At 38.4% G+C, this 26356-nt stretch carries 23 protein-coding genes and 2 pseudogenes; 8 read left to right on the top strand and 17 right to left on the bottom strand.

Annotated elements, in window-relative coordinates:
• Positions 1-17: 17 nt before the first annotated feature.
• On the top strand, positions 18-698 hold the full coding sequence (locus tag ABWU87_RS08485) for a DUF554 domain-containing protein (protein WP_353329855.1): 681 nt from the start codon (positions 18-20) through the stop codon (positions 696-698).
• 13 nt (positions 699-711) lie between these two features.
• Here ABWU87_RS08485 and ABWU87_RS08480 read toward each other — a convergent pair whose 3' ends face one another.
• Both ABWU87_RS08480 and ABWU87_RS08475 read right to left on the bottom strand, forming a co-directional pair.
• Entirely contained in the window at positions 712-1362 is a 651-nt protein-coding gene (locus tag ABWU87_RS08480) for a hypothetical protein (protein WP_353329853.1), read from the bottom strand.
• A 179-nt stretch (positions 1363-1541) separates the two neighbouring features.
• Complete coding sequence (locus ABWU87_RS08475) at positions 1542-2600, bottom strand: DUF2027 domain-containing protein (protein WP_353334440.1); 1059 nt, start codon at positions 2598-2600, stop codon at positions 1542-1544.
• A gap of 89 nt (positions 2601-2689) precedes the next feature.
• Between ABWU87_RS08475 and ABWU87_RS08470 the strand changes: the two genes are divergently transcribed.
• Genes ABWU87_RS08470 through ABWU87_RS08460 form a run of 3 tightly spaced genes read left to right on the top strand, consistent with a single transcriptional unit; the run spans position 2690 to position 4700 of the window.
• Positions 2690-3910, top strand: coding sequence for an S-adenosylmethionine:tRNA ribosyltransferase-isomerase (locus ABWU87_RS08470; protein ID WP_353329851.1), 1221 nt, complete (start codon positions 2690-2692; stop codon positions 3908-3910).
• A gap of 14 nt (positions 3911-3924) precedes the next feature.
• Entirely contained in the window at positions 3925-4443 is a 519-nt protein-coding gene (locus ABWU87_RS08465) for an NUDIX hydrolase (protein WP_353329849.1), read from the top strand.
• 17 nt (positions 4444-4460) lie between these two features.
• Entirely contained in the window at positions 4461-4700 is a 240-nt protein-coding gene (locus ABWU87_RS08460) for a GlsB/YeaQ/YmgE family stress response membrane protein (RefSeq protein WP_353329847.1), read from the top strand.
• 640 nt (positions 4701-5340) lie between these two features.
• Here ABWU87_RS08460 and glmM read toward each other — a convergent pair.
• The 14 genes from glmM to ABWU87_RS08390 all read right to left on the bottom strand — a co-directional run bounded on the left by glmM (position 5341) and on the right by ABWU87_RS08390 (position 19982).
• Positions 5341-6729: a phosphoglucosamine mutase gene (gene glmM / locus ABWU87_RS08455; RefSeq protein WP_353329845.1), complete on the bottom strand. Its 1389-nt coding sequence runs from the start codon at positions 6727-6729 to the stop codon at positions 5341-5343.
• 5 nt (positions 6730-6734) lie between these two features.
• The gene (locus ABWU87_RS08450) at positions 6735-7334 is read right to left on the bottom strand and encodes a DUF4827 domain-containing protein (protein WP_353329844.1); all 600 of its coding nucleotides are present in this window, start codon (positions 7332-7334) and stop codon (positions 6735-6737) included.
• 83 nt (positions 7335-7417) lie between these two features.
• A complete protein-coding gene (locus ABWU87_RS08445) occupies positions 7418-8449 on the bottom strand; it encodes a DHH family phosphoesterase (RefSeq protein ID WP_353329842.1) in 1032 nt (343 codons plus the stop codon).
• A gap of 48 nt (positions 8450-8497) precedes the next feature.
• Positions 8498-10477, bottom strand: a complete 1980-nt coding sequence (locus tag ABWU87_RS08440) for a ComEC/Rec2 family competence protein (RefSeq protein ID WP_353329840.1) — start codon at positions 10475-10477, stop codon at positions 8498-8500.
• Between the two features lie 123 nt (positions 10478-10600).
• Positions 10601-11251, bottom strand: coding sequence for a ribulose-phosphate 3-epimerase (rpe, locus tag ABWU87_RS08435; RefSeq protein WP_353329838.1), 651 nt, complete (start codon positions 11249-11251; stop codon positions 10601-10603).
• A 192-nt stretch (positions 11252-11443) separates the two neighbouring features.
• Entirely contained in the window at positions 11444-11620 is a 177-nt protein-coding gene (locus ABWU87_RS08430) for a hypothetical protein (RefSeq protein WP_353329836.1), read from the bottom strand.
• A 73-nt stretch (positions 11621-11693) separates the two neighbouring features.
• On the bottom strand, positions 11694-12287 hold the full coding sequence (locus ABWU87_RS08425; RefSeq protein ID WP_353329834.1) for an RNA polymerase sigma factor: 594 nt from the start codon (positions 12285-12287) through the stop codon (positions 11694-11696).
• Positions 12288-12473: 186 nt separating this feature from the next.
• Complete coding sequence (gene fmt, locus ABWU87_RS08420) at positions 12474-13442, bottom strand: methionyl-tRNA formyltransferase (protein WP_353329832.1); 969 nt, start codon at positions 13440-13442, stop codon at positions 12474-12476.
• Positions 13443-13483: 41 nt separating this feature from the next.
• Positions 13484-15274, bottom strand: a complete 1791-nt coding sequence (locus ABWU87_RS08415; RefSeq protein WP_353329830.1) for a chloride channel protein — start codon at positions 15272-15274, stop codon at positions 13484-13486.
• 8 nt (positions 15275-15282) lie between these two features.
• Positions 15283-16698, bottom strand: a complete 1416-nt coding sequence (locus ABWU87_RS08410; protein WP_353329828.1) for a sugar transferase — start codon at positions 16696-16698, stop codon at positions 15283-15285.
• 16 nt (positions 16699-16714) lie between these two features.
• Positions 16715-17284 (bottom strand): L-threonylcarbamoyladenylate synthase, encoded by a 570-nt coding sequence (locus tag ABWU87_RS08405; RefSeq protein ID WP_353329826.1) that lies wholly within the window; start codon positions 17282-17284, stop codon positions 16715-16717.
• Positions 17285-17342: 58 nt separating this feature from the next.
• The gene (locus ABWU87_RS08400) at positions 17343-18548 is read right to left on the bottom strand and encodes an ROK family transcriptional regulator (protein ID WP_353329824.1); all 1206 of its coding nucleotides are present in this window, start codon (positions 18546-18548) and stop codon (positions 17343-17345) included.
• Between the two features lie 283 nt (positions 18549-18831).
• Positions 18832-19209 (bottom strand): VOC family protein, encoded by a 378-nt coding sequence (locus ABWU87_RS08395; RefSeq protein WP_353329822.1) that lies wholly within the window; start codon positions 19207-19209, stop codon positions 18832-18834.
• A 50-nt stretch (positions 19210-19259) separates the two neighbouring features.
• Complete coding sequence (locus ABWU87_RS08390) at positions 19260-19982, bottom strand: MBL fold metallo-hydrolase (RefSeq protein ID WP_353329820.1); 723 nt, start codon at positions 19980-19982, stop codon at positions 19260-19262.
• A gap of 230 nt (positions 19983-20212) precedes the next feature.
• Between ABWU87_RS08390 and msrA the strand changes: the two are divergent.
• A pseudogene (gene msrA, locus ABWU87_RS08385) lies at positions 20213-20689 on the top strand (peptide-methionine (S)-S-oxide reductase MsrA); the annotation flags it as partial.
• Positions 20690-20876: 187 nt separating this feature from the next.
• On the opposite strand, the gene ABWU87_RS08380 reads toward msrA, so the two are convergent.
• Positions 20877-21371 carry a hypothetical protein gene (locus ABWU87_RS08380; RefSeq protein ID WP_353329818.1) on the bottom strand — a complete coding sequence of 165 codons (495 nt, stop codon included), beginning with the start codon at positions 21369-21371 and terminating at the stop codon, positions 20877-20879.
• A gap of 281 nt (positions 21372-21652) precedes the next feature.
• On the opposite strand from ABWU87_RS08380, the pseudogene trxA reads away from it, so the two are divergent.
• The 3 genes and pseudogenes from trxA to ABWU87_RS08365 all read left to right on the top strand — a co-directional run.
• Positions 21653-22030: pseudogene (gene trxA, locus ABWU87_RS08375) on the top strand (thioredoxin); the annotation flags it as partial.
• Positions 22031-23543: 1513 nt separating this feature from the next.
• Complete coding sequence (gene rpsA / locus ABWU87_RS08370; RefSeq protein WP_353329816.1) at positions 23544-25331, top strand: 30S ribosomal protein S1; 1788 nt, start codon at positions 23544-23546, stop codon at positions 25329-25331.
• A 66-nt stretch (positions 25332-25397) separates the two neighbouring features.
• Complete coding sequence (locus ABWU87_RS08365) at positions 25398-26312, top strand: ribonuclease Z (protein ID WP_353329814.1); 915 nt, start codon at positions 25398-25400, stop codon at positions 26310-26312.
• The last annotated feature ends 44 nt before the right edge of the window (positions 26313-26356 follow it).

Here is a 26356-nt window from a genome sequence, read left to right as displayed (position 1 = left end):
TATAAGCACATATAAATATGATCGGTACCCTTGTGAACACTGCTGCCGTTTTTGTTGGCGGAGTTATTGGTTTATTGCTGAAAAAGAATATGCCCGAACGGGTAACCTCCATCTATTTCCAGGCGGTTGGGCTATTTACGCTTGCCATTGGTATTTCCATGGCGGTAAAAATGGAACAAATGTTGATTGTAGTTGGAAGTCTGGCTATAGGTTCGTTATTGGGTGAATGGATGAATCTGGAGGCTGGGGCAGAACGAATGAGTGAATACCTGAAAAAGAAATTCCGCATCGGCAACGAAAAGTTTTCCGAAGGACTGATAACTGCATTCTTGTTGTTTTGTATTGGATCGATGACTGTCCTCGGAACCATTCAGGAGGGCACTGGTGGCTCTTCTGATTTACTCTTTACCAAATCGCTGATGGATTTTTTCTCGGCTATTTTGCTGGCATCGGCTTTTGGACTTGGAGTTGTGGCGTCTGCTGTTCCGCTATTACTTTTTCAAGGTGCATTGACCCTGCTGGCCATGTATGCCGGTTCGCTTTTTACTCCGCAAATTATCCTCGGACTTACCAGTGTAGGTGGAATCTTGCTAATAGGGCTGGGGATAAATATACTGGAAATAAAAAGACTGCGCATAATGAATATGCTACCGTCACTTGTCGTGGTGGTAATATTGCTTTGGATATTTGTGAAGTAAAGTATTGTATTGCTTAATCAGTCAAAATTTTTGTGGTGTATTGGGTTGCAAAAGATCTTAAAAAAGAATCGAGAAACTCATCGGAATACCTCCCGTTTTTTTGAAGCTCTTTTTTCTGCTTTTTATATTCTTCGGTCTTCTTAAAGGCTTGGAATTGTTTTTCTTTAAACTCTTCGTATTCTTTATTATTGAAATTCTTTTCCTTGGTCAATGTCCCTTTATTGATTTCAAGTACGTAATAATTTTCGTACGTTGAACCATATCCCATATGCATGTAATTTACCATCTTTCCGTAGGGAATCACAAGTAATCCGGAGTACCATTCTATCTTAATTTTATCCTGATTAGGGAACACCTCTTTAATAACGCTTTCCCATTTATAATCTCCAATTTTATTCAGTGAGTCCTTAGTCATTATCTTGATATCTTTTAAAAATAGTTGATTGTCAACAACTTCAAATGTTGCGATATAACCACGCCATAAAGCTGACGAGATGATACCTGTTGTGGGTTTCTTGTCCGGATGGATATTAAAGAAATCTTCTAGAGGATTGCAGTTTAAAGAATATTCTTGTCCCTTATAAATAATTTTATCCGAGCGTTGTGCGGTTGCAAAAACATTGAGTGTGATGATGGTAAATACGATAGTCAAGAATGTTTTCATAGTCGATTGTTTATATTTGGTTAAATATATAATTATTTTTCGAATAAGTTCATGTTTAATCATTAATTATTGTGATATTTTTTGTTCATCTATTTGATGAATGAAAAAGGGGCTGTCCAAAACTGGATAGCCCCTTTTGCTTATGTGAATAAACCGTTTCTACTATGTGATTTCTTAACTTACTTAATCGTAATCATGGTAGCTCCAAAACCGTATTCCTTAAAAGAGGCGTCCTGACTCTGGAAGGTTTTGTATTTCAGCTTCAACTCGTTGAGCAGGGCTTTGCGCAGCACTCCGTCTCCTTTGCCGTGGATAAAGACAATCTTCTGTCCTTTGTTGTCCTTATTCTCTTCGAGTACTTCACGGAATTTCTGGAGCTGGTAATCCAGAATCTCCTTGCTGCTCATGTTGGTGGTATCGTCAAGCAGTTCTTCGATGTGGAGGTCTATCTCGATAATTTCGTTTCTGACAGGCTTCTTTGCAATCGGTGTTGAAGCTGGTCTGTCAATCTGTTTTTTGGATAATAATGCCTCTTCGATTTCCTGTGCAGAGATATACATCTGCTTGGCCGGTTGATTGTCTTTCACGATTTCGTAAATCAGGGCAGGATCTTCGAAATAGACCGATTCGCGGAAGGTATGCAACTTATAGAATTTAACGGTATCAACGCGTAATTCCACGCTTACAGCCGGTTTCAACATAAACGTTTTTGAATCCTTGAAGGCAATCAGCTGAACAGCCACATGTTCCAGCTCATTTAGCTTATCCTTGGTGAATTCTTCGAGGAAAAGTTTGGTGTTAGGCTCAATAAGTCCATGCGAACGGCTGTTCCACGCTTTTCCTTCTGCGTTAAGATAATTGTAATAGATATAATAGTTACTGTCGTTTACCAAATAGGTTTCGAACGGAGTGGTGGATATGGCTTTAGAGTCTATCGGAACAAATGCCAATAGCACGTTCAGCGCTTCACCTTCACGAGTTTCCACAGGACGGGAAGTTATTTTCGGAGCCACCACCTTGGCTTCGGGTTTAGACTCTTTGCTTCCAGCTTTTGAAGCATCGGCGGGTTTCTTCTTCAGGTTGTAATCGTCTGTTTCAATAACCACACATTCGCGGATAAGCATAGGAACCTCAAATCCGTCTGCATCCTCAACCTTTACTGTCTCCTTGTTTACAAATCCTGTCACGATTCCGCCTCCTACTTCGCTCAGGAAGCGTACTTTATCACCTATTTTAATACTCATATTTTCTGCGTTTAAAGTTCTTTGAGTAAATTGTGCTCAATAATTCCTCAAATATCACTAATTTTGCCGAAATAGACAAAGAAATGATGAAAGAAACAAAACATATTAAGATTAGCGAATTCAATTATCCGTTGCCGGATGAGAGGATTGCTAAATTCCCGCTTTCCGTACGCGACCAGTCTAAGTTGCTGGTATATAACCACGGAGAGATTAGTGAAACCCAATTCACCTCACTGCCCGATTTGATTCCAGCCGATAGTCTGATGATTTTCAACAATACAAAGGTGATTCAAGCGAGGCTTCATTTCCGGAAAGAGACCGGAGCCTTGATAGAGGTCTTCTGTCTGGAACCTATCTCACCGAATGATTACCAACTCTCTTTCCAGCAGACCGAGAAATGCAGCTGGCTTTGCATGATTGGTAACCTGAAGAAATGGAAAGAGGGTGTGCTGAGTCGCGAAATTACAGTGAAAGGCATGCAGGTTGTGCTGAAGGCAATCCGTGGTGAAGCCCGTGGAACTAGCCATTGGGTAAACTTTTCCTGGAATAATAAAGGGGTGACTTTTGCAGAGATTCTGGAAGTTGTGGGCGAACTGCCCATTCCGCCATACCTGAATAGAGAGACGGAAGAGAGCGACAAGGAGACTTACCAGACGGTTTATTCGAAAGTGGAAGGCTCGGTGGCAGCTCCAACCGCAGGACTCCATTTTACAGAGAATGTAATGCAGGATCTGAAGGATAACGGGGTGGAACTGGAAGAACTTACATTGCATGTAGGGGCCGGAACCTTCAAACCGGTGAAGAGTGAAGAAATTGCAGATCATGAAATGCATACGGAATACATCTCGGTGAGCCGAACGACAATTGAGAAGCTGATTGCCCACAAGGGAAATGCCATAGCTGTGGGTACCACTTCTGTGCGCACACTTGAAAGCTTGTACCATATTGGAGTGACTCTCAGTCAGAATCTCGATGCAAATGAAGAGGATCTGCACGTTAATCAATGGCAACCTTACAGTGACTTACCGGAGATGAGTTCTGAAGAAGCTCTTCAACAGATTCTACAGTATCTGGATCGTAACGGGATGGAGGCACTGCACAGTAGCACACAGATTATAATTGCTCCGGGGTATCAATACCGGATTGTGAAGGCGATGGTGACTAATTTTCATCAGCCGCAGAGCACATTATTGCTGCTTGTTTCGGCATTTGTGAATGGCGACTGGAAGAAGATTTACCAGTATGCGCTCAATCACGATTTTCGTTTTCTGAGTTATGGCGATAGTTCGTTACTGATTCCCTGATTAAGCTGATAAAGATGAAAAAAGATAATACAGAAGAGATGTTTCCGCTGGTTGATGAGTATGGAAACATAACCGGAGCTGCCTCAAGGGGGGATTGCCACAATGGAAGTATGCTGTTGCATCCGGTAGTGCATCTGCATGTGTTCAACGAAAATGGTGATATCTATTTACAGAAACGTCCGGTCTGGAAGGATATTCAGCCGGATAAGTGGGATACGGCTGTGGGAGGGCATGTGGACCTAGGAGAAAGTGCTGAGCAGGCTTTGCAGCGCGAAGTGCACGAAGAACTCGGCATAACGGACTATACACCCGAGTTTATCACGTCGTACGTCTTTGAATCGAAAGTAGAAAGAGAACTGGTCTTTGTATACAAAACAACTTATGCGGGTGAGATTTCCCCCAACCAAGAAGAATTGGATGGCGGACGCTTTTGGAGCATAGAGGAGATAAGACAGAATCTTGGCAAGGAGGTTTTTACTCCTAATTTTGAGGGAGAAATAAAACGGGTGAATCTTATTCCCGAATTGATATAATCTTAATACTTGAAGAGATGCTTGGAGGAATTATTATTGGAATTATCGCCGGATATGCGGCCGGTAAAATTATGCGAGGCGGAGGATTCGGATGTTTCGTGAATCTGATTCTTGGAATTATTGGCGGAGTGCTGGGCAGCTGGCTCTTCGGACTGTTGGGTATAAGGGCATCGGGAACGATTGGCAGTCTGGTTACCGCAACAGTTGGTGCAATTGCTCTGCTTTGGATTTCTTCACTGTTCTCAAAAAAGCATTAAGGGTTTGTTTCAATTTCCCAAGGGAGCATTTGTGTAGCTTCCTTCGTTCTTTGTGCATCTATGTGCAAGTAGTCTGGCACCATAGTTGGATAATAATGCCGGCCTCTTTAGCCCTTTCTTTTATCCGTTTTGTCTTTTCGTCTTTTTATGAGAGTTAAATAAGTCTCTATTTTTGTTTCCTAAAAAGCAAAACGGTTAAATAATGAGACTGGCTTTTGGAACCGGGTGATATTGAGCTAACAATTAAAAAACTATTCGTAAGATTAATTATTTCTTGTACAAAACAATCTATTCTTTTGTACAGAAGAATGAATTGTTCTGTACAAAAGAAAACAATCTTCTGTACAGCGAAATATAAACTATACAGCAATAAAAAATAATCTCCCGCAAGGAACAAACCGGTTTCTTGAGAGAGATTGTTTTTTGAATAGTATTGCAGTCAGTTCTTTTATAATAAAATAGTAAGGAATGCTTTACTTTTCGGGAAACAGGTCGATGATTTGTTCTAACTGGGAGAAAATGATTGGAAATAACAAAGGTTTTCACAATGTAATTGTATAAAACCAAAAAGAAAGAGGGAAGAAACATTGGCTGCAGCCAGTTTCTTCCCTCTTTTCCTTATCTTTTAATAAGGAGGATGTTATTTAGCCAGCTCCTCAATTACCTTCATAATCTGTAGACCAATCTCGTCTGCGGCTTCCATAGTCGAAGCTTCCGAGTAAACACGAATAATTGGTTCGGTGTTGCTCTTTCTCAGATGAACCCATTTGTCAGGGAAATCTATCTTAACACCGTCGATGTCGTTGATTTCTTCTTTTGCATAAATTTCCTTTACCTTAGTAAGGATAGCATCTACATCGATAGCCGGAGTAAGTTCCACCTTGTTTTTAGCAATGAAATAAGGAGGATAAGTAGCTCTCAGCTCGCTCACCTTCTTTCCTTCGTGAGCCAGATGACTCAGGAATAGAGCGATACCAACAAGAGCATCGCGTCCGTAGTGGCTTTCAGGGTAGATAACCCCGCCATTACCTTCACCTCCGATAACAGCATTGGTCGCTTTCATCTTGGTTACCACGTTCACTTCACCTACAGCTGAAGCGTTATATGTTTGTCCGTACTTACGTGTTACATCACGCAGAGCACGTGTAGAGCTTAAGTTTGATACAGTGTTCCCCGGAGTATGTTTCAATACATAATCGGCTACTGAAACCAATGTATATTCTTCTCCGTACATAGCTCCGTCTTCACAGATAATTGCCAGGCGGTCTACGTCCGGGTCAACGACGAATGCCACATCGTTATTTCCTTTTTTCATCAGGTTCATGATGTCTTGCAGGTTCTTTTCCAGTGGTTCCGGATTGTGTGGAAAATGTCCGTCGGGTTCACAGAAAAGCTTTTCAACTTGTGTCACTCCCAGTGCCTTAAGCAAATCGGGAAGTACAATACCTCCTACAGAGTTAACACAGTCGATAGCCACCTTGAAGTTTGCTTTGCGGATGGCTTCCACGTCAACCAGCTTCAGTGCCAATACACTGTCTATATGTTTTTGATTGTAGCTTAAATCTTCACGGTAAGAACCTAAAGAATCCACTTCAGCAAAAGTAAACTCTTCGGCTTCAGCAATACGAAGGACTTCTTCACCTTCAGCGGCGTTGAGGAATTCTCCGTATTCGTTCAGCAGTTTCAATGCGTTCCATTGTTTTGGGTTATGGCTGGCAGTAAGGATAATACCACCGCAAGCTCCTTCCATTGTAACTGCAAGTTCTGTTGTTGGGGTTGAGGCCAGACCGATGTCAACAACATCGTAACCCATACCCATTAAGGTTCCCACAACTACATTGTTTACCATTTTTCCAGAGATACGGGCATCACGGCCGACAACAATTTTATTGCTGGTAGATTTGCATGTCTTTCTGATTAACGTTGCGTAAGCAGATGTGAATTTAACAATATCGAGCGGGTTGAGTCCCTCTCCGGCTTGTCCGCCAATAGTTCCGCGGATACCGGAAATAGATTTAATAAGTGTCATAGTTATTAGTAAATTGTATATTGAATTTCGTAGAAATAGGGTGTTACATAATTTTGTGCAGTGCTGTGACCTTGTTTAGAAGGTACAATTACCTTGACTTTGGCTCCATCACCTACATACTGAAGTGGCATCAGCCAACCGGCAGGAACTGCGCTTCCATAAGCACTAAGCATATAAGCTTGTTGGTTCTGTTCTTGAAAGAACATGCCGTATGTAGAATATGAATTCTTAGTATATCTAAACTGATCAACACTTGTGTTGTCATAATAGTTACTTAATGTGGTATCTCCGCTTGCAACGCTGATTTCGTTGAAGCGAGTCAGAATAACATCATTGCTTACAGGAACTTTACCTCCTTTTTTGTCGATGTGCAAATAGATGCCACTTTCCGGGAAAAGTACATATTCATTGTCGATAGTGGTGGTGTCTTTTAAGAATTCGCTTGGAGTTATAACTTTTATATCGTTTTTCTTGACGAAATCCTTAACAGCATTTGCTTCATCTGCAAGCATCTCAGCGTAAGTCTTTGTATCTTTGCCACATGATTGGAGAAATATGCATCCCATAATAAGTACTGAGAATAGCAGTAATGTTTGTTTTTTCATACCTGTATTTTAATATTCGTACAAAAGTAGTGAATAAGCTGGTTTTATCACTATGTTTTAATGCAATAATGTTTTAATAACTGTTATTTTGCTGTTAATAGAGGTTTATATTTGTCAAGTCCCTTTTCAAAGATTTCGATAGCTTGCTGCATAGTGCCGTAAAATTCTCCGCCTGAAGCATTCAGGTGGCCGCCACCGCTGAAGAATTCAGATGCAAACTGGTTGCATGGAAAGTCGCCTACAGAGCGCAGGGAAACTTTTATCATATCAGTGTCTTCACGGAAGAAAACAGAGAACTTAACCTCTTTTATGGAAAGAGGAATATTGACAAATCCTTCGGTGTCGCCTTTCACGTAGTTGAACTCTATCAATTCATCTTGAGTGAGGTTGATCATGGCTGCGTGATGCTCGGGATAGACTTTCATTTTTGTATGCAATACGTATCCCATCAGCCGGAGACGGCTTTCGGAATAGGTGTTGTATACATTGCGGTTAATATCGTCTTTATCAATCCCTTTGGAAATGAGTTGACTGATGATGTAATAAATTTCTTGACTGTTGGAGTTGTAGGTAAAGCTGCCTGTATCTGTCATCATCCCCGTATAAATGCATTCGGCGCCTTCTTTGGTCATTTCGTCAAAGCAACCCAAACGGCATATTAATCTGAATACCAACTCTGAAGTGGAAGAAATTTCGGGATGTGAAATTACAATGGAACAAATGTCATCCGGGAAAGGATGATGGTCCACCATTACTTTGCGTGCATTTGATGACTTTACAGCTTCTCCCATCTCATCAATCCGTTTCAGGGCATTGAAGTCAAGACAACAGATCATGTCGGCCCCTGAAATCAGTTTGTCAGCCAACTCTTTGTTCTGGTCGTAAAGAGTTGTTTCTTTGGCTCCCGGCATCCATTTCAGGAAATCAGGAAAAGCATTAGGGACGATGATATTTACGACTTTTTTCTGTGAAATCAGGAAATGATAAAGTCCTAATGATGAGCCCATAGCATCTCCATCGGGTGAGACGTGTGTTACGATAACGACTTTCTCTGTTTCTTTCAGCCATTCACTGAAAAGGTCAATATTAGCTTGATCGATTATTTTTGTCAGCATATTGGTATATTCTTCATAATGAACTGCAAAAATACAAATTTAATTGTATTAAAGAATGATTTGGTAGGCTCCTTTTTCAGATAAAGAGATAAACTCAATGCCCAATGAGGTGCACTCCTTTTTAAAAGCTTCCCGGTAATAGTCGCTCACAGAGCTGTCAATTACAACTTTGCGAATTTCAAAGAGTGGAGTAAGCCATGCCAGTTTCCCTCTGTATCCTTTGCATATATAAAGATAATCAAGAGGTAAAGGTGTATCAGCTGTTTTATTATTCCAACTGTGATCTTTAACCATGCAGATTGTTTTTCCACCAAAGGAAAGCAAATCATCACGTCTCCATATTCCGCTTGCGCTGTAGCTTGAGGGAAGTGTCTGAGGAGGTTTCAGTTTTATTTTTTTCCAAAATCTTCCGGCAGTATAGCTCAGCTTTTGCTGTATACTATCTTTTTCGGCGGAGAAAAGGTAGGAGGTTTCTCTCGATTCTATGAGGTGTATTGCAGGACAGTTGCGATTATTGTAAAAGACGATGGAATGAATATTTTGTAACCGTTGTTTTTCTTCCACCTGAAAAAGAATAAGTATAAAGAAACCAGTTAATACTCCCAATAGCATCTTACGTTTTCGTGTATACAAATAACATCCTCCGAAAAGAAGAATCAGGTAAAGAGTAGCTGTCTCACATTTGTTTACATGGATGTTGTCGATAGAAGAAAAGGGGAGATGCTCAACAAAAACAACGGTTCCATTTAGCAACCGGATACTTAATTTTAGCAATAGTGCGAAGTAACTCTGTATTACGGGGAAAAAACCCAGCAAAATAGTGAAAATTGCCAGATACATAATGCCTGATACCAAAGGCACTACAATAATATTTGTCAGCAGAAAATGAGTAGAAAAACGAGAAAAATAGTACAGCAAGATAGGAGTTGTGCTCAGTTGGGCCGCAATAGAGACACTCATTACTCCCCAGGCGTATTTTAAAAGCCGGTTTTCTGTCTTTATCAATTGATAGAGACGGGGTTGGATGATAACAATTCCTGCTACCGCCAGAAAAGAAAGCTGAAAACTGATATCGTAAAGGTAAAATGGATTGTATATTAGCATGAACAGAGCGGCAACAGCTAATGTGTTGAGTGTTACGGGCCGATTGTTCCGTAGCCGGGAGAGAGCGATAAGCGAAAACATGATTACCGAACGAACAACAGGTGGTAATAGTCCCGTGACAAAGGCAAAACTCCATAATATAAGAACGATCAGTATCTGACGGAACACTATCATTCTCTTGTTCCGATTGGCAAAGCTAAGCAAGAATTCGAGCAGAACATAGAGAAATCCTATGTGTAATCCGGAGAGGGAGAGAACGTGGCTTGCTCCTGAGATGGAATAACTTTCACGAATCTCTTCGCTTAAGTCATTCTGGTATCCTAGTACCAGTGCCGAAAGCACAGCATAATCATCGCCGAAGAATCCCATCTCTTTTATATTTTTCAGAAGATGTGAACGATAATCCAGAGCAATCTGTTTTAACGAGCGTGAAAAATCGTGCGCAGTCTGTTTCCAGTTACCCGAGTAAGCAAATGCTGTGCCGCTGATTCCCTGATGAAGCAGATAAGACGCGTAATCGAACTCTTCTGGATTTCCTTTGTTGCGGGGAGGGTCTATTTGGCCAAAGAATAATAACTGATCTCCTTGTCTGAGTTTTCTACTATCAGGGTCTTTCGTGAGGTAAAGCAAAATCTTTTTCCCGATTGAGGCGACACCCAATGAATCTTTTCGGGAAATAGCTGTGACATGACATAATAGGGAGTTTGCTTTTTCTTGGGGAGGTGTATTGAGTTGTACAAAATAAGCAGCCCTCTGTGCCGGCCACTGGTAATGAACCGATGAAAGATGAAGTTCCGTGATTGCTGTGCCGAGAGTAAACAGAACCATGTAGACACCAACGCCGGTGAGCCAACGAAAGGTGTATTTTTTGAACATGAGGCTGAATGCCAGAATGAAAAGAGAAATGATGCTCAATATAATCACGAAAACCTTGCCATAACCCGTTTCGTAAAGAAAAGAATGGGTAATGTATATCCCTATTATCAGGGGAATCAGGAGTCGGACAAAGGGATACTTGTGCAGATGTATTGGCAACTGCACAGCAGGCTATAATGTTTTTAGTTTATGAATCATCTCCTCGGGCGATGGCGCGCCAAAAACGGCATTACCAGCGACCAGAACATCGGCTCCTGCTTCCAGCAATAATGAGGCAGTCTCTAAATTAACACCTCCGTCCACCTGAATCAAGGCATCCGAACCGGCTTCGTTGATCATCATCTTCAGCTCCTTTACTTTTTCTAGTGAGCGTTCAATGAATTTTTGTCCGCCAAAACCAGGATTTACACTCATAATCAGCACCATGTAAACGTCATTTAGAATATCTTTTAGTACCGATACCGGAGTGGCCGGATTAATAGTAACGGCAGGTTCCATGCCGGCTTCGCGGATTTGCTGAATCACACGGTGAAGGTGCGGACAGGTTTCGTAGTGTACATTCATGATTTTTGCCCCAGTAGCCTTTACTTCCGAAATGAATTTTTCGGGATTGACAATCATTAAATGCACATCTAGCGGTTTCTGACATAGTTCGCTGACAGCTTTGATGACTGGAAATCCAAAGGAAATATTGGGAACAAACACGCCATCCATTATATCAAGATGCAACCAATCGGCTTCACTGCGGTTAATCATCTCAAGATCTTTTGCCAGGTTTGCAAAGTTGGCTGAAAGAAGGGAAGGGGATATTTTATGTTTCATGATTGTTATTCTGAATGATTATATCTGCAAAAGTAAGCAAAATAATTGAATGGGGTAGACAGAAGAGCTACTTTTCAGAGTTTTGATGAAAACATGCAAGCTCTTCTACGGAAGAATTATTCTTCAGTATAAATTTAATTATCTTTAGTACAAAAGAGGACATTTTTGCGCAAAAGCAATCGAAAAAATTTGTTATCCCAGAAATACTCCTTGCAGACCTTGAGGCATCGTTGGTTCAACGTGATAATTTCTTGCAAACTGCTTTAGGAAGTCTATTGTTCTTTTACCGGGTTGCAGATTAGTCTCCGCTTCATTGCTCTTTTTAGTTTTACCTTGTTCGGTAATGGATTGAGTAATAATACTTTTCATAGGCATACTATTTTACTGTTTCTGAATAAAAAACGGATAAAACAATAAAATAGTATGTATATGAAACAAAAAATTAATCGAGTGTTAATACAACATCTTTTTCTTCTGCCATTCTTCTAAGATTGAGTACAGCATATCGCATTCTTCCCAATGCTGTGTTGATGCTGACTCCTGTAATTTCGGCTATTTCCTTGAAGCTGAGGTCCTGATAGAAACGCATGTAAACTACTTCTCGCTGATTGTCGGGCAATAGCTTAACTAACTGACGTATATCTGCCTGAATCTGATCATTGATCATTTCCATTTCAATGTTGCCTTCTGAAAATTTCATATTGTTGAGAAGATTGGTGTCCTCTTCATCGCATGAAACGACATTTTCGATCTTTTCCTGCCGATAATTGTCTATAATCAGATTATGAGCAATACGGGTTAACCATGCAGGAAATTTTCCGTTTTCTGTATATCGCCCCTGTTTAATGGTCATAATTGCCTTAACGAAAGTCTCCTGAAAGATATCTTCCGCCAGCTCTGTATTCTTTACGATAAAAAAGATATAGGAATATAACCTATTCTGATATCGATTCAGGAGAGTATCAAATGCTTGATTTTCTCCTTTTGAATATAAGACCACCAAGTCTTCGTCGGTCATCTTTTTCAAATTATCCATTACGTCTTCTATTTAAAATTAGAGTAATGTCTCGTCGATAGGCTATTGTATTAGAGTTAATATTTTGTTTTATTATTCGCAAATAAAGCTAATATTTGCCAAATAACAAAATAAATAACCTAAAAAGTACGTTTAGAAATACTTATTTAACGCACTTATGGATGTGAAATAGAAAATTGTTTAGTTTTATATTACTCTCATCTTTTCTGAATATTTGAATCCGCGGAGGAATTCTTCAATTCCCAGCCTCTTTTTACCAGCAAGTTGTAATGATTTAATTGAAATGAATCCGTCGGTAACTGCTATTTGCAGATTGTTTTTCCCGTCGGTTATTAAGGTCCCGGCATTAAATGAATGATCCTTAATAATCTTTTCTGTTTCAAATATTTTGAGCATGAGTGGAGCTTCATTGTCATTATGCAACTCTGTCCATGCAGCAGGGTAGGGAGAAAGCCCCCGGATAAAGTCATATATTTGCTTTACCTTGCCTGTCCAATCTATACGACATGTTTCTTTAAATATTTTAGGTGCGGGGCGAAGTTCATCTGGTTGTATCATCTCTTCCTGAGGAATCGGGCGTATCCGGTCTTCAAGAATGGCATCAACCGTTTCTACCACCAGTTTTCCACCAAGCATCATCAACTTATCATGCACCACTTCTACATTGTCCGTGTCTGCTATAGGAATGCGAACCTGTTGAATGACCTTGCCTGTATCAATTTCATGTTGAAGAAAGAAGGTTGTAATTCCAGTCTCTGTTTCACCATTGATGACTGCCCAGTTTATAGGTGCTGCGCCCCGGTATTGTGGCAGAAGAGAGGCGTGGAGGTTAAAAGTACCTAGTCTTGGCATAGCCCATACCACTTCGGGCAACATGCGGAAGGCAACAACAATCTGTAAATCGGCTTTCCATTCACGAAGTGCTTCAATAAAATCTTCATCTTTCAGACGTTCGGGTTGAAGCAATGGTAGATTATTGTCCAGCGCATACTGTTTTATGGGTGAAAACTGGATTTTGTGTCCTCTTCCTGCGGGCTTATCAGGCATGGTGATTACACCAACGACATTATATCCGCCCTCAACCAGACAACGAAGAGATTCTACTGCAAAATCAGGAGTTCCCATATATACTATTCTCAGGTCTTTCTTTTCCATTTTTGTTAATTTTCTAATCTGTTGATTGTTTTTCTTTTAGGCTAGTCCTCAGAAAAATGAACCAGAAGTTCACGATAAGAGTTGAATATCTTTGATTTAGAAACAAATCCTATATATTTACCTTCTTCATCAATAACTGGCAGGTTCCAGGCATTGGTCTTATCAAATGTCAGCATTACCTGTTCCATTGAGTCGGTAATGAATAATTTTGCCGGAACAGAGCTCATCAGTTTGTTTACTGTAAATCGATGATACAATTCTTGACGGAACATTATATTACGAATATCGTCCAGAATGACTACTCCTTTTAGAATGCCGTTTTTATCCACAACCGGAAAGAGGTTTCTTTTAGCTTGCGAAATCTCTTTAACCAATTGTCCAAGGTCCATTTCTGGTGATACCTGTACAAAATCCTTTTCAACAACATTTTCTGTTTTCATCAATGTAAGTACCGATTTGTCTTTATGATGAGTGAGAAGTTGTCCTTTTTTGGCAAGACGCATGGAGTAAAGACTGTGTGGCTCAAATACGATAATTGTCAAGTAAGAACAAACAGAGCATATCATCAACGGCAAGAAGAGGTCATATCCTCCCGTAAGCTCAGCAATAAGGAAGATACCCAATAAAGGAGCGTGCATTACACCCGACATCACTCCTGCCATGCCCATTAAAGCAAAATTCTTTTCTGGTAGATTGATTGTGATCCCGAGTTCGTTTGCGAAATGAGAAAATACAAATCCGGCAATACATCCTAGAAATAAGCTTGGTGCAAAGATACCCCCGCATCCTCCACCGCCATTGGTTGCACTGGAAGCAAACACTTTAAACAGTATGATTAAAAACAAATAAACCAGCAACATGCTGTTGCTCCCATAAAAAAGAGAGTTGTTCAGTACGGTTTCCCATTCTCCTGAAGCAGTGCCTTTAAGCAAAAGGTTTATTGTTTCATATCCTTCACCATAGAGAGGAGGAAAAATGAAAATCAAAATGCTTAGCATAACTCCACCCAGAGCTAGTTTTTTATAAGGATTATTGAGTTTCCCAAAAACTGTTTCCACTGCATTTGAAGCTCTCGTGAAATAAAGAGAAACCAATCCGCAAAAGATACCTAACAGAATGACATAAGGAATTCTCTCCATCTCAAAAGGTTGATCCTGACTGAATTTAAACATGGCTTCCGTACCCAAGAATATATAGGAGAATGTAGCAGCTGTTACCGAGGAGATGAGTAAAGGCAAAAGTGAAGCCATTGTTAGATCAATCATCAGTACTTCAAGGGTAAAGACTACCCCTGCAATAGGAGCTTTAAAGATACCTGATATTGCTCCAGCTGCTCCGCATCCAATAAGTAACATTAATGTTTTGTGTTCCATTTTGAATACGCTTCCCAAGTTGGAACCAATAGCCGAGCCTGTAAGCACAATGGGAGCTTCGGCTCCGACTGACCCACCGAACCCGATGGTGATGGCGCTTGCAATGGTGGATGACCAGATATTATGTCGTTTAATTCTTCCTTGTCTACGAGAGATGGAATAGAGTATTTTGGTTACGCCGTGACTTATATCATCTTTGACGATGTTACGCACGAATAATCCTGCAAATAGAATACCAACTACCGGATAAACCAGATAAAGGTAGTTGGCCTCTGTAGCGTTGAAATTGTTTGTAAGAAATAGCTGAATCTGATGAATCAGAAATTTTAGAATTAATGCTGCGCAAGCAGTGCAAATTCCAACGATAAAGCTAAGCACCAGAATGAAATGCTTTTCATTGATATGCGTCTCGCGCCAGGAAATAAATTGTTGTAGGAGATTATTTTTTTCAGTTTTCATATCTTAATTTACATACCTCTGCCGGTCAGTATGGTTCTGATTGTGTAGATTAATATTTTTATATCAATACCAAGAGAGCGGTTTTCAAGATATATCAAATCATATTGTAAACGCTCTATCATTTTTTCTACCGAGTTGGCATATCCGTACTTCACCATCCCCCAGGATGTGATACCTGGCTTTACAGAGAATACCTGATAGTAGTATGGAGCTGTTGTTGCAATTTGGTCCACAAAGTATTTTCTTTCAGGTCTTGGACCAACCAACGACATATCTCCTTTCAGTACGTTCCAGAATTGTGGGAGTTCGTCGAGTCGATATTTTCGCATCAGTTTCCCAAATTCGGTGATTCTTTTGTCATTTTTGCTAGATAGAAGCGGACAATTAGTTTCTGCATTCATACTCATAGTCCGAAACTTAATCATAGTGAATGGTTTGCCTCTGTATCCTAATCTCTCCTGAAAATAAAACACACTTCCAGGCGAACTCTTTTTTATTTTCCAAGCTATCCAGCCAAAGAGTGGAGAAAGCATTAATAGGGCCAAGGCGGCTATAACTCGATCTAAAACGTCTTTGATGTTTTTTTCACCTTCGGACATGTTATCGCGAGTAACCTCAATCATTGGTGAGGCATAGATGGTAGACATCTTGATGCTACGGTTAAGTATGCTATTCTCATTGGCTAAAGCCTTGATTGGAAGATTATAACAATAGAGTCCATTCAAAAGTTTAAAAAGATCTTTGTCGTCTGTAGAGTTTTGAGCTACTATAATTTCTTCAATCTTTTTTTCTTGTATAATTGTGTCGATATCTTTCCATTTGCCTACCAAATGATCTTCTATTACGCAGGGGTCATTTCCTGTATCAATAAATCCTATTATCAAATAACCTAGGGATTGTGGTTGAGAGTTCAGTTCTTCAGCTAGTTCTTTGGCTCGCTTACCAGCACCGACAATAAGTGTGTTAAACCCAATCTTACGTTGATGGATTTTTCGGGTTAAACTTTGAGTAAAAAGCATCCGAATAACATAAGTTAGTCCAAATTGCCCAATGAAAAGTATACCTATAAGTTTATAATAGATATGATAATCGCGAGGCAAGTCATTGATAACAATTGCAAAAAAGAGGATTAACACGCCAATTTCTACAGAGACTAGTGTCTTGTTAAGCTCGGATAGTCTTGATTTTCTTATTGGATCATTGTAATACCCCGAAAAATAGTATATGAAAAGCCAAAAGAAGGGTATAATGATTTGTCCTGTAATAACCTTTTCGGAAAGTAGATATGAAGATAAATCGGGAAACCCAAGTGAGGATGCGATATAATCGTATCGGAAGATATTGGCAAAAAACCATATTACATTGGCCGCAATATAATCTCCTGCCAGATACTTGACAAGTTGTCTCCTTTGGCTTATTTTCATTAATCAGTTTCCTTCTTTATTCACGTATCACCTTAATAACTCCTCCTTTTCCAAGCTTAATAATACTTGATGGCTTGGCTGGTGAAAGATCGTCTTGCTTATATTTTACAATATAATCAACAGCTGATTTTATTTCTTCGCTTATTTCACTAAAATTTGCAGGAGAAGGTTGACCACTTACATTGGCAGAAGTAGAGACTATCGCTTTCCGGAATCGTTGACATAATTGTTTGGAGAATAGTTCATTTGTGACCCGGATTCCAACACTTCCATCTTCTGCAAGAAGGTTGTTCGCCATATTGCGGGCTCCGTCATAAATAATGGTTAATGGTTTCTCTGACAGTTCAATTAAGTCCCATGCAACTTCAGGAACATCGCTTACATAAAAATCAACTTTAACTGTGCTATCTACGAGCACAATCAATGCTTTGCTATCAATACGTTTCTTGATTTCGTATACCTTGCGAACAGCCTCAGGATTTGTTGCATCGCAACCAATTCCCCAAATTGTATCTGTGGGATAAAGAATTACCCCTCCCTCGTTCATAATTCGGCAAGCTTCTTTGATATCTTCTGTAAATTCCATATGTATTCATATTTAATACTGTTGCAAAAATACATAATACATTTCTGGAATCAAAATTTTAATTCTCGAACATTCGGCTACGTGCAAGCATACACGCCCCAATGATGCCAGCTTTATCTTTTAATTTTGAAGTAATAACGTTCGAATCCTTATTAACAAGATTGAGAGAGTATTTACGAATAGCTGTTTTAATTGGCTGAGTAATATAGTCTCCTGTAAGTGAAACTGTTCCTCCAATGATTACCATTTCTGGATTAAAAATATTAATCAGACCGGCAATCTGTTTCCCTAATTTCTGCCCTACCTCTTCAACAATGTCTATACACAGCATATCTTCTTTTGTTACTGCGTCGATAATGTCACTCAATGTGACCGTTTCTCCTTTCAGTACCTTACTTGAGAGAGATGAACTAGCCCCTCCTTTGATTCGCTCAATCAACATGCGGTGCATTGCCGCACCCGAGGCTTCTGTTTCTAGGCATCCTTTCTTTCCACAGTGACAGATAATCTCATTATCATAAGTGCTTACATGTCCAAATTCCCCCGAAAACCCTGATTTGCCTTTGTATATTTTTCCATCAATAATAATACCAATACCAAGCCCCCAGCTGATATTTACAAAAATAATATCTTTTTCGCTGTTTACTCCGCCTACCATATATTCGCCATATGTCATTGCGCGGGTGTCATTGTCAATAGATACACGGCAGGATAATTTCTCAGACAAAATTTCGGCCAATGGACGTTCGTCAAAATAGAAGATACTGTAACTGTAACCCGATTCCGGATTAACCCGTCCGGAAATGTTAACATTTATATTGAGAATTTTATCTTTGTCTATGGTTTGTCTTTTTATGAAATTCAGAATAATCTGGCAAAGGTTGTTTAGAGATTCAGTAGTGTTTTCAAATACGTAAGGAACATTCATTTTAAGCTCTACTAGATCTCCTTTAAAATTAATCAGACCTATGTTAAGATCGTACTGTTTGATATCAACTCCGATAAAATATCCAGATTTAGGATTCAATCCGTACAAATTAGGATGGCGTCCTCCGCTAGTCTCTAATTTTCCGTAATCATTAATGAAACCTTCTTCACACATTTCACTGATGAACTTTGTAACGGTTGGTACGCTAAGATCAACTTCTTTAGAAAGGTCTGTAATAGTAGAATTACCATTATAAATATAGTGGTTGATAATTCTCTTTTTAATCAATGCATTTTTAGTGCCTTTTTCGAGCTCTGCTAAAAAATTTTTATTCATAATGAGATGTGTTTCTGATATTTTTATCTTAAAAAGATCTATTTTATAGATTTTAGACAAATATACGTACGATTTTATTAATCGCCTAGTTTTTTCTCGAAATATTTATTAATAAGAATTGGATGAAGGATTTTTTTATTGATTTATCGACGGATTTTTTAGAGGAATAACCGTTTAGTTTTATTTGTAAATACAATAACTATCTGATTGATTTTGTTTTAACCCCTCAGACAGTTATTCTAATACTACTTTTTTTATTATCCGGATGTGTTTCGTTCTTTTTTTATTTTAAGGGTAATATTTCGATCCAATATCCATCCGGATCATTTATAAAGTAGAGCCCCATGTCTTTATTTTCGTAACATACAACCCCCATTTCCTTATGGAATTTATATGTTTCTTCATAATTACCCGGAACTCGAAGGCATAAGTGAAATTCACATTCTCCCAGGTTATAAGGCTCTTTTCGATCTCTCAGCCAAGTTAGCTCAAGGGTGAAATCGGTGCTTCCATCGCCAAGGTAGACGAGTGTAAACGAGCCATCTTTAGCTGTCATTCGTCTGACCTCTTTTAGCCCGAGAGCTTTTGCATAAAATTCAATGCTTTTTTCCAAATTAAGGACATTAAAATTGAAATGATCAAATCTGCTTTTTATTTCCATAATTTTTTTTATTTGTTAATCGATACAATTTATATTTTTTGTAGTTGTTTCTATAATGTATAACAGTCTCCCTTGTGATTCCATTTTATAACCTTACATTTTTTTATTCTTGCAAAAGAGGCAAATGCAGCAGCTTTTTGATACTCATTATCAAAATGCATCGGAGAAAATATATTTGTAGGAATTCGACTGATAAATTGTTCCGCCCCTCTCATGTAATCTTTGCCAAGACGAGGATCAATTGGAAATATGGCTAAATCGATATGATTTACCTCTTTAGCTATTAATTCAACTTCTTTCAGGAAGCTGCTTTCGTATCCGGCCGATTCTTCTTCAGAACACTCCTCGTTCCAATGCCAGTTATTTAGGTCACCTGCATGGAAATAGCGTTTACCTTCAGCTTCAATTAGAAAAGAAACGCCAATATCGGTTGAACCATATGCTTTGACTCTGATTAAATCATCTTCATAAACATCGAGCTTGTCAAGGTAAATGACCTTTGTTCTTTTTGATTTCTCTACATCAAGTATATCTTTGGAGAGAAGATAGCGAATATCTTCCTTTTCTTTTTTCCAGTTAAAAATCTCTGGGCAGAAATGGTCTGGATGTGAGTGAGATGATAGGACATAAAGCCTTCCCGAGTAATTAAGCAGCTGTGAATGTACCCATTCTGTTTCAAATGATGAGAAGGGCTCTTTAAAATAATCAATAATAATGCTGAAAGATTTGTATTTTAAAGCGAATCCGCTGTGATAAATATAGGTTAGTTCCATAATTATATGTTTGCTGTGTGGAAATGATATTTATCTTCTTATCTGACAAAGATATTAAATAAAACGACAGGCTATTCTATTTTGATTGTTTTTAAGGATAACTATATGATTCTTTAAACTAACTGTTTATAGTTTGAAGATTAATATGTATGTTTGTGCGTTAATATATCAATTGATGTAATACGAATATGGAAGAGTTAAAGAAAGAATCAAATATGGGAACAGATCATGAAATAGCTATTTTTGCCGGAGGGTGTTTTTGGGGGGTTGAACATCTCATGAAAAAGGCTTTGGGGGTTATTTCAGTAGAGGCGGGGTATATTGGCGGACATAAAGAGAACCCTACTTACGAGGAAGTGTGTCGTCATAATACAGGCCATGCAGAGGCGGTACGAATAACTTTTGATCCGTCAAAGACTAGTTATGAAGTACTGGCCAAACTTTTCTTTGAGATTCATGATCCTGAACAAGAAGATGGTCAAGGGCCAGATCTTGGTGATCAATATCGTTCTGAAATTTTTTATACTACAAGTGAGCAGAAAGAAGTTGCCGAAAAGCTGGTTGCTGATTTAACAGCAAAGGGGTATCGTGTAGCAACCAGAATAACACCTGCCACGACTTTCTGGCGAGCAGAAGAATATCATCAAAATCATTACGAACTTAGAGGAACTGAACCTTACTGTCACATTTATACAAAGAGGTTCTGACAATTGTTGGAGCGAGGTATCCTTGTAATATTATTGTTTGTGTAAAATGTAATCGAGCAGAAGAAAATTTATTCATTTTTCTCCTGCTCGATTGTATATGTTCGATAATGGATCACAGAATCCATTTTTTATAGATCAGATTATATTTTTTTTAAAGTACAAAATATTTAATTTTTAAATTCTTTCTTTAGTTTATTTTTACCAAGTTTGAAATTAAAGAAGGTGAGATGTCCTTGATGTCTTTTATTTCTAAAGAGGCTTGAGTTTGATTCTCTTTCTTTTCAAGTGTCTCGTTTAATGCTTCCTTATCTAGTCTGTACATTGCACCGGTTGCCGGGTCAACAATAAGTATTCCTATAAGTCCTCCAAAAAGTATGTTCCCGAAATACCAGCCATTAACGCTGCAATTCACCGGTATGGTTTTGGATTCATATCCATTCATGGTCAGTTTTAGTGTATATGATTGTTTGCTAAAGAACCCACTCCCGGATTTTAGATACATTGTAGTTGGTGAAATTCCCTCAAAAACAGTTGCTCCAGATTTATCGGTCACTTCCACTTTTGCTCCGTTTGGATTTGTGTTAACTGTCAAAGGCCAAATGCTTTTGCTAACTATGGAAGCACAACTAGTGAAAAGAAGAGTTGCTGCGATGATTGGCAGCACTTTAAACGCATTTTTCATTTTAAGAATAAATTAGTGTTTTTTATATAAAAAATTATTTAAAATTTATGTTTGCAAATATATGAACATTTATTGTGTTTCAAAATTTTTCTATTTGTTTTTAATGAATAATTTCTCCTTCTGAAAACTAAAGATATAAATTGATTGTTATTACTCTATAGATTTTTATATAGTGAACGGGTATAGCCGTAAGGCTTGATTGAGACGAAGATGTATAAAGGAAATAACTTTATCCTTGATTTGTGCAAACAAAAGTTGATAAGGAAATAATCAATTAAAAAGAGATTAAGATGAAAACAATACCGCTCAATAAAGATGGTTTCCTTTCCAAAGTGGCCAATTATGTGGAAAGTCCCAATGAATGGAAGTATTTGGGCGATAAACCTGCTATTATAGATTTTTATGCTTCATGGTGCGGCCCGTGCAAGGTTATAGCACCAATTTTAGAAGAATTGGCTGTTGAATATTCCGGGAAAATTTATATTTATAAGGTCAATACAGAAGAGGAAGAAGAGTTAGCCTCCGTGTTTAATATACGCAGTATTCCCTCTTTGTTGTTCGTACCCATGTATGGTAATCCTCAAATGGCTCAAGGAGCGATGCCTAAATCGGCTTTTAAGGATGCAATTGAACGTGTGTTGCTTAAATTGGAAAATTAAGTGTTTGCTATTATTCTTATTGATTAATTAAACCTTAAGTGCGATCGTTCTTTCTTTTTTAAAATAAACAAACTGTATTGCTAATTAAGAGGCTTTCTGAAGAAATGAAAGCTACTGCAAACCTTTGCATTGCTTTTCTTTCTTTTATCTGAATAAAACCGGATGTTTTAATAATTTAAATTATTATCTTTACATTAATCGTAATAGCTTACTGGTTTCAGATTAGCTTGTATGATATTACATGATTATTGAATATTTCTTGTAGGTGTAATATTAGTTAGTGTTGGTTAGGAGAGTCTCTTTTGCTGTTGAAAGAGACAATGAATGACTTTTAGAAGTGAATTCATGATTTTTTAATTGAATGATGCCCCATGCTTGTGAAAGTTTGGGGCATCTGATTTTCTGCTAATTTTTATAATCTGCCGCTTATATTTACATTTTTATTTTTTACATCAAATAATGGTTGGAGATTCTTGATAAAATGTTGAGGGCAAATGGAGTTGACTAATGACGGAAAATACAGATTGTGCATTTAAGATGTATCTTGAAAGCATAAGATGGTATGCCAAGCAATAAGTATTGTCAAGGATATGGTCTGATAAAATACACCTTGTTGTTGCATGTCTGATTAATATCTGTCTATTAAATAGTTCTTTAATTTGAATGTCTTTCGTAGGCAAACAAGCACTTTGTAAACAAACTAAGTTACACCTGCGAGTCTGCGAGCGAAACTAATTAGCTCCCCAAAAAACTGTCGCCGTGAAATTTTAATCTGCCGCCTTGTTTTGCCAATCTTCTCGTTATGTTTTATTTTTCTTCAAGTATAAAAATCTTAGAATAACAGTATAACTGAACACTTTATATCAGAATCTTCGTGAACGTTCCCTCTATGATAATGAATAGTAAATATTCTTTTTTCTAGTTATGAGATCGCCGTTATTCAATTAAAGCATATAAGCGGAAGGATTCATGTGTTAATAAACCTGTATTCAGAACAAAAATTAAATGCTAATTTTTATCAAAACAATGTTTTTATATGGTTTTGATTCCAATAATGTGTTGATAATTAATGGTTAAATAAATTTTAACTCGAGTTTGACTGGCAGAATGAGAATTCTTCGCCATGTTTTCTGTCTTACTATTTTATTTTCAAAGTTAGTTGTTTGATAATGAGGCGCGGAACTTTTTATTTCGCCCCCTATATATATAGAAATAAGAGTCTGTTTTCCGCACGTTTTTAATAGGCTACTATAAAACAGGGTGAAATAAAACAACGAGACTGTTTCTCAAACAAATTAATAATGTCAGAGAATCAACATTCTAATGGTTGGTGTTGTTATTATAGTCTCTAATGACGTATCTTCTTCTGTGTTAATGAGTGAATTATAGAAATTTAGTAGAAGAAATAATTTCTAAATGTTTCTTGTTTTGAAGAAATACATTATCTTTGTGCCCGATTTATATAGTCAATTATAATGTCTTACTTAATTAAAGGTATTTAAACAAATTATTAATGGAAAATTTAAAGAACATTGCTCCTGTTGAAGATTTCAACTGGGATGCTTATGAAAAGGGCGAATCCTTCGCAGGAGTTAGCCAGGAAGAACTGGAAAAAGCATACGACAGTACGCTTAACAAAGTGAACGACCGTGAGGTTGTTGACGGAACTGTAATCTCGATGAACAAACGTGAAGTTGTAGTGAACATCGGTTACAAATCAGATGGTATCATTCCTTTGAATGAATTCCGTTACAATCCTGAATTGACAGTAGGTGATAAAGTAGAAGTTTACATCGAAAATCAGGAAGACAAGAAAGGTCAGTTAATCCTTTCACACAAGAAGGCTCGCGCTGCTCGTTCTTGGGATCGCGTTAACGCAGCTCTCGAAACTGAAGAAATTGTTAAGGGCTTTATCAAGTGCCGCACTAAGGGTGGTATGATTGTTGATGTATTTGGTATTGAAGCGTTCTTGCCAGGTTCACAAATCGATGTTAAGCCTATCCGCGACTACGATGTATTCGTTGGAAAAACTATGGAATTCAAGGTTGTTAAAATCAACCAGGAATTCAAAAACGTTGTTGTTTCTCACAAAGCTCTTATCGAAGCTGAACTTGAACAACAGAAGAAAGAAATTATTGGTAAACTTGAAAAAGGGCAAGTTCTTGAAGGAACTGTTAAAAATATCACATCTTACGGTGTATTCATCGACTTGGGTGGCGTAGACGGTTTGATTCACATTACAGACCTTTCTTGGGGACGTGTTAGCGATCCTAAAGAAGTTGTTGAATTGGATCAGAAGCTTAACGTGGTTATCCTTGACTTCGATAACGAAAAGAAACGTATCGCTCTTGGTTTGAAACAACTTACTCCTCATCCATGGGATGCACTTTCTGCTGACCTCAAAGTTGGTGATAAAGTGTCAGGTAAAGTAGTTGTTATGGCTGACTACGGTGCATTTATTGAAATTGCTCCAGGCGTTGAAGGTTTGATTCACGTTTCTGAAATGTCTTGGTCACAACACTTACGCAGCGCTCAAGATTTTATGAAGGTTGGTGACACTGTTGAAGCAGTAGTTCTGACCCTTGATCGTGACGAACGTAAGATGTCTTTGGGTATCAAACAACTGAAACAAGATCCATGGGAAACTATCGCAGAGAAGTATCCTGTAGGTAGCAAGCACACTGCAAAAGTTCGTAACTTCACTAACTTCGGTGTATTTGTAGAAATTGAAGAAGGTGTTGACGGTTTGATCCACATCTCTGACCTTTCTTGGACTAAGAAGGTTAAACATCCTTCTGAATTTACTACTATCGGTGCAGATATCGAAGTACAGGTTCTTGAAATCGACAAAGAAAACCGTCGCTTGAGCTTAGGTCACAAACAATTGGAAGAAAATCCATGGGATGTATTTGAAACAGTATTCACTGTAGGTTCTGTACACGAAGGAACAATTATCGAAATGCTTGATAAAGGTTCTGTAGTTGCTCTTCCTTATGGTGTTGAAGGTTTCGCTACTCCTAAGCACCTTGTAAAAGAAGATGGTTCACAGGCTCAGTTAGACGAAAAACTTGAGTTCAAAGTAATCGAATTCAATAAAGATGCTAAGAGAATTATTCTTTCTCACAGCCGTATTTTCGAAGATGTTGCTAAGGCAGAAGAAAAAGCAGAAAAGAAAGCTGCAAAGAAAACCAGCAAGAAAGAAGAAGCACCAGTTGTAACAAACCAGGCAGCTTCAACTACATTAGGTGACATCGATGCATTAGCTGCATTGAAAGAGCAAATGGACGCTGATAAAAAGTAATCAATAATTTATTGATAAATCAAAGGGGTTGCCGTGCGCGGTAGCCCCTTTCGTTCTAAAAAAGGCATGGAAAAATTTGAAGTACATATCCTCGGTTGTGGGTCGGCTTTGCCTACCACTCGTCATTATCCCACTTCTCAGGTAGTGAATCTGCGTGACAAGCTCTTTATGATTGATTGTGGCGAAGGCACTCAGGTGCAGTTCCGCAGGTCTAAACTCAAGTTTTCCCGCCTAAACCATATTTTTATTTCTCATCTTCACGGAGATCATTGTTTTGGACTGCCTGGACTGATTTCAACTTTTGGTATGCTGGGACGTACCGCCGAACTCTACATACATGCTCATAAAGATATCGAAAGATATCTGAACCCAATACTCGATTATTTCTGTGAATATCTTCCTTATAAGGTGACTATTGTTCCTTTTGAGTGTAAAAAACCGGAGGTAGTTTATGAGGATCGCTCTCTTGTCGTTACTACCATCCCTATGGATCATCGCATTCCTTGCTGTGGATTTCTATTCGAAGAGAAGTCGGGTCCAAATCACATTATCAGAGATATGGTCGATTTCTATAAAGTTCCTATCTATCAAATGAACCGCATTAAGAATGGTGAGGATTTTATAACACCCGAAGGAGATGTTATTCCTAACAGTCGTTTAACTAAACCTGCAACCCCGTCACGCCGGTATGCATATTGCTCGGATACAATTTTTAATGAAAAGATAGTTGAACAGATCAAACATGTTGATTTGTTGTTCCATGAAGCTACTTTTACCCATAACGAGCTTCCACGGGCAAGAGAGACTTATCATACCACGGCTCGCCAAGCTGCTCAGATTGCTCTTGCTTCTAATGTGAAAAGATTACTCATTGGCCATTTTTCGGCTCGCTATGAAGATGACTCTGTTTTTCTCAATGAAGCTTCCCCAATTTTCCCAAACTGCCTACTTGCAAAGGAAGGATTGTGTGTTGATGTTTAAATAATTTAAGCTATTATACTTGTTTAAGAAAAACGGAATCGTTA

The organism is Bacteroides sedimenti, from assembly GCF_040365225.1.
Taxonomy (GTDB): domain Bacteria; phylum Bacteroidota; class Bacteroidia; order Bacteroidales; family Bacteroidaceae; genus Bacteroides; species Bacteroides sedimenti.
This window is presented reverse-complemented; position numbering and strand designations above follow the sequence as displayed.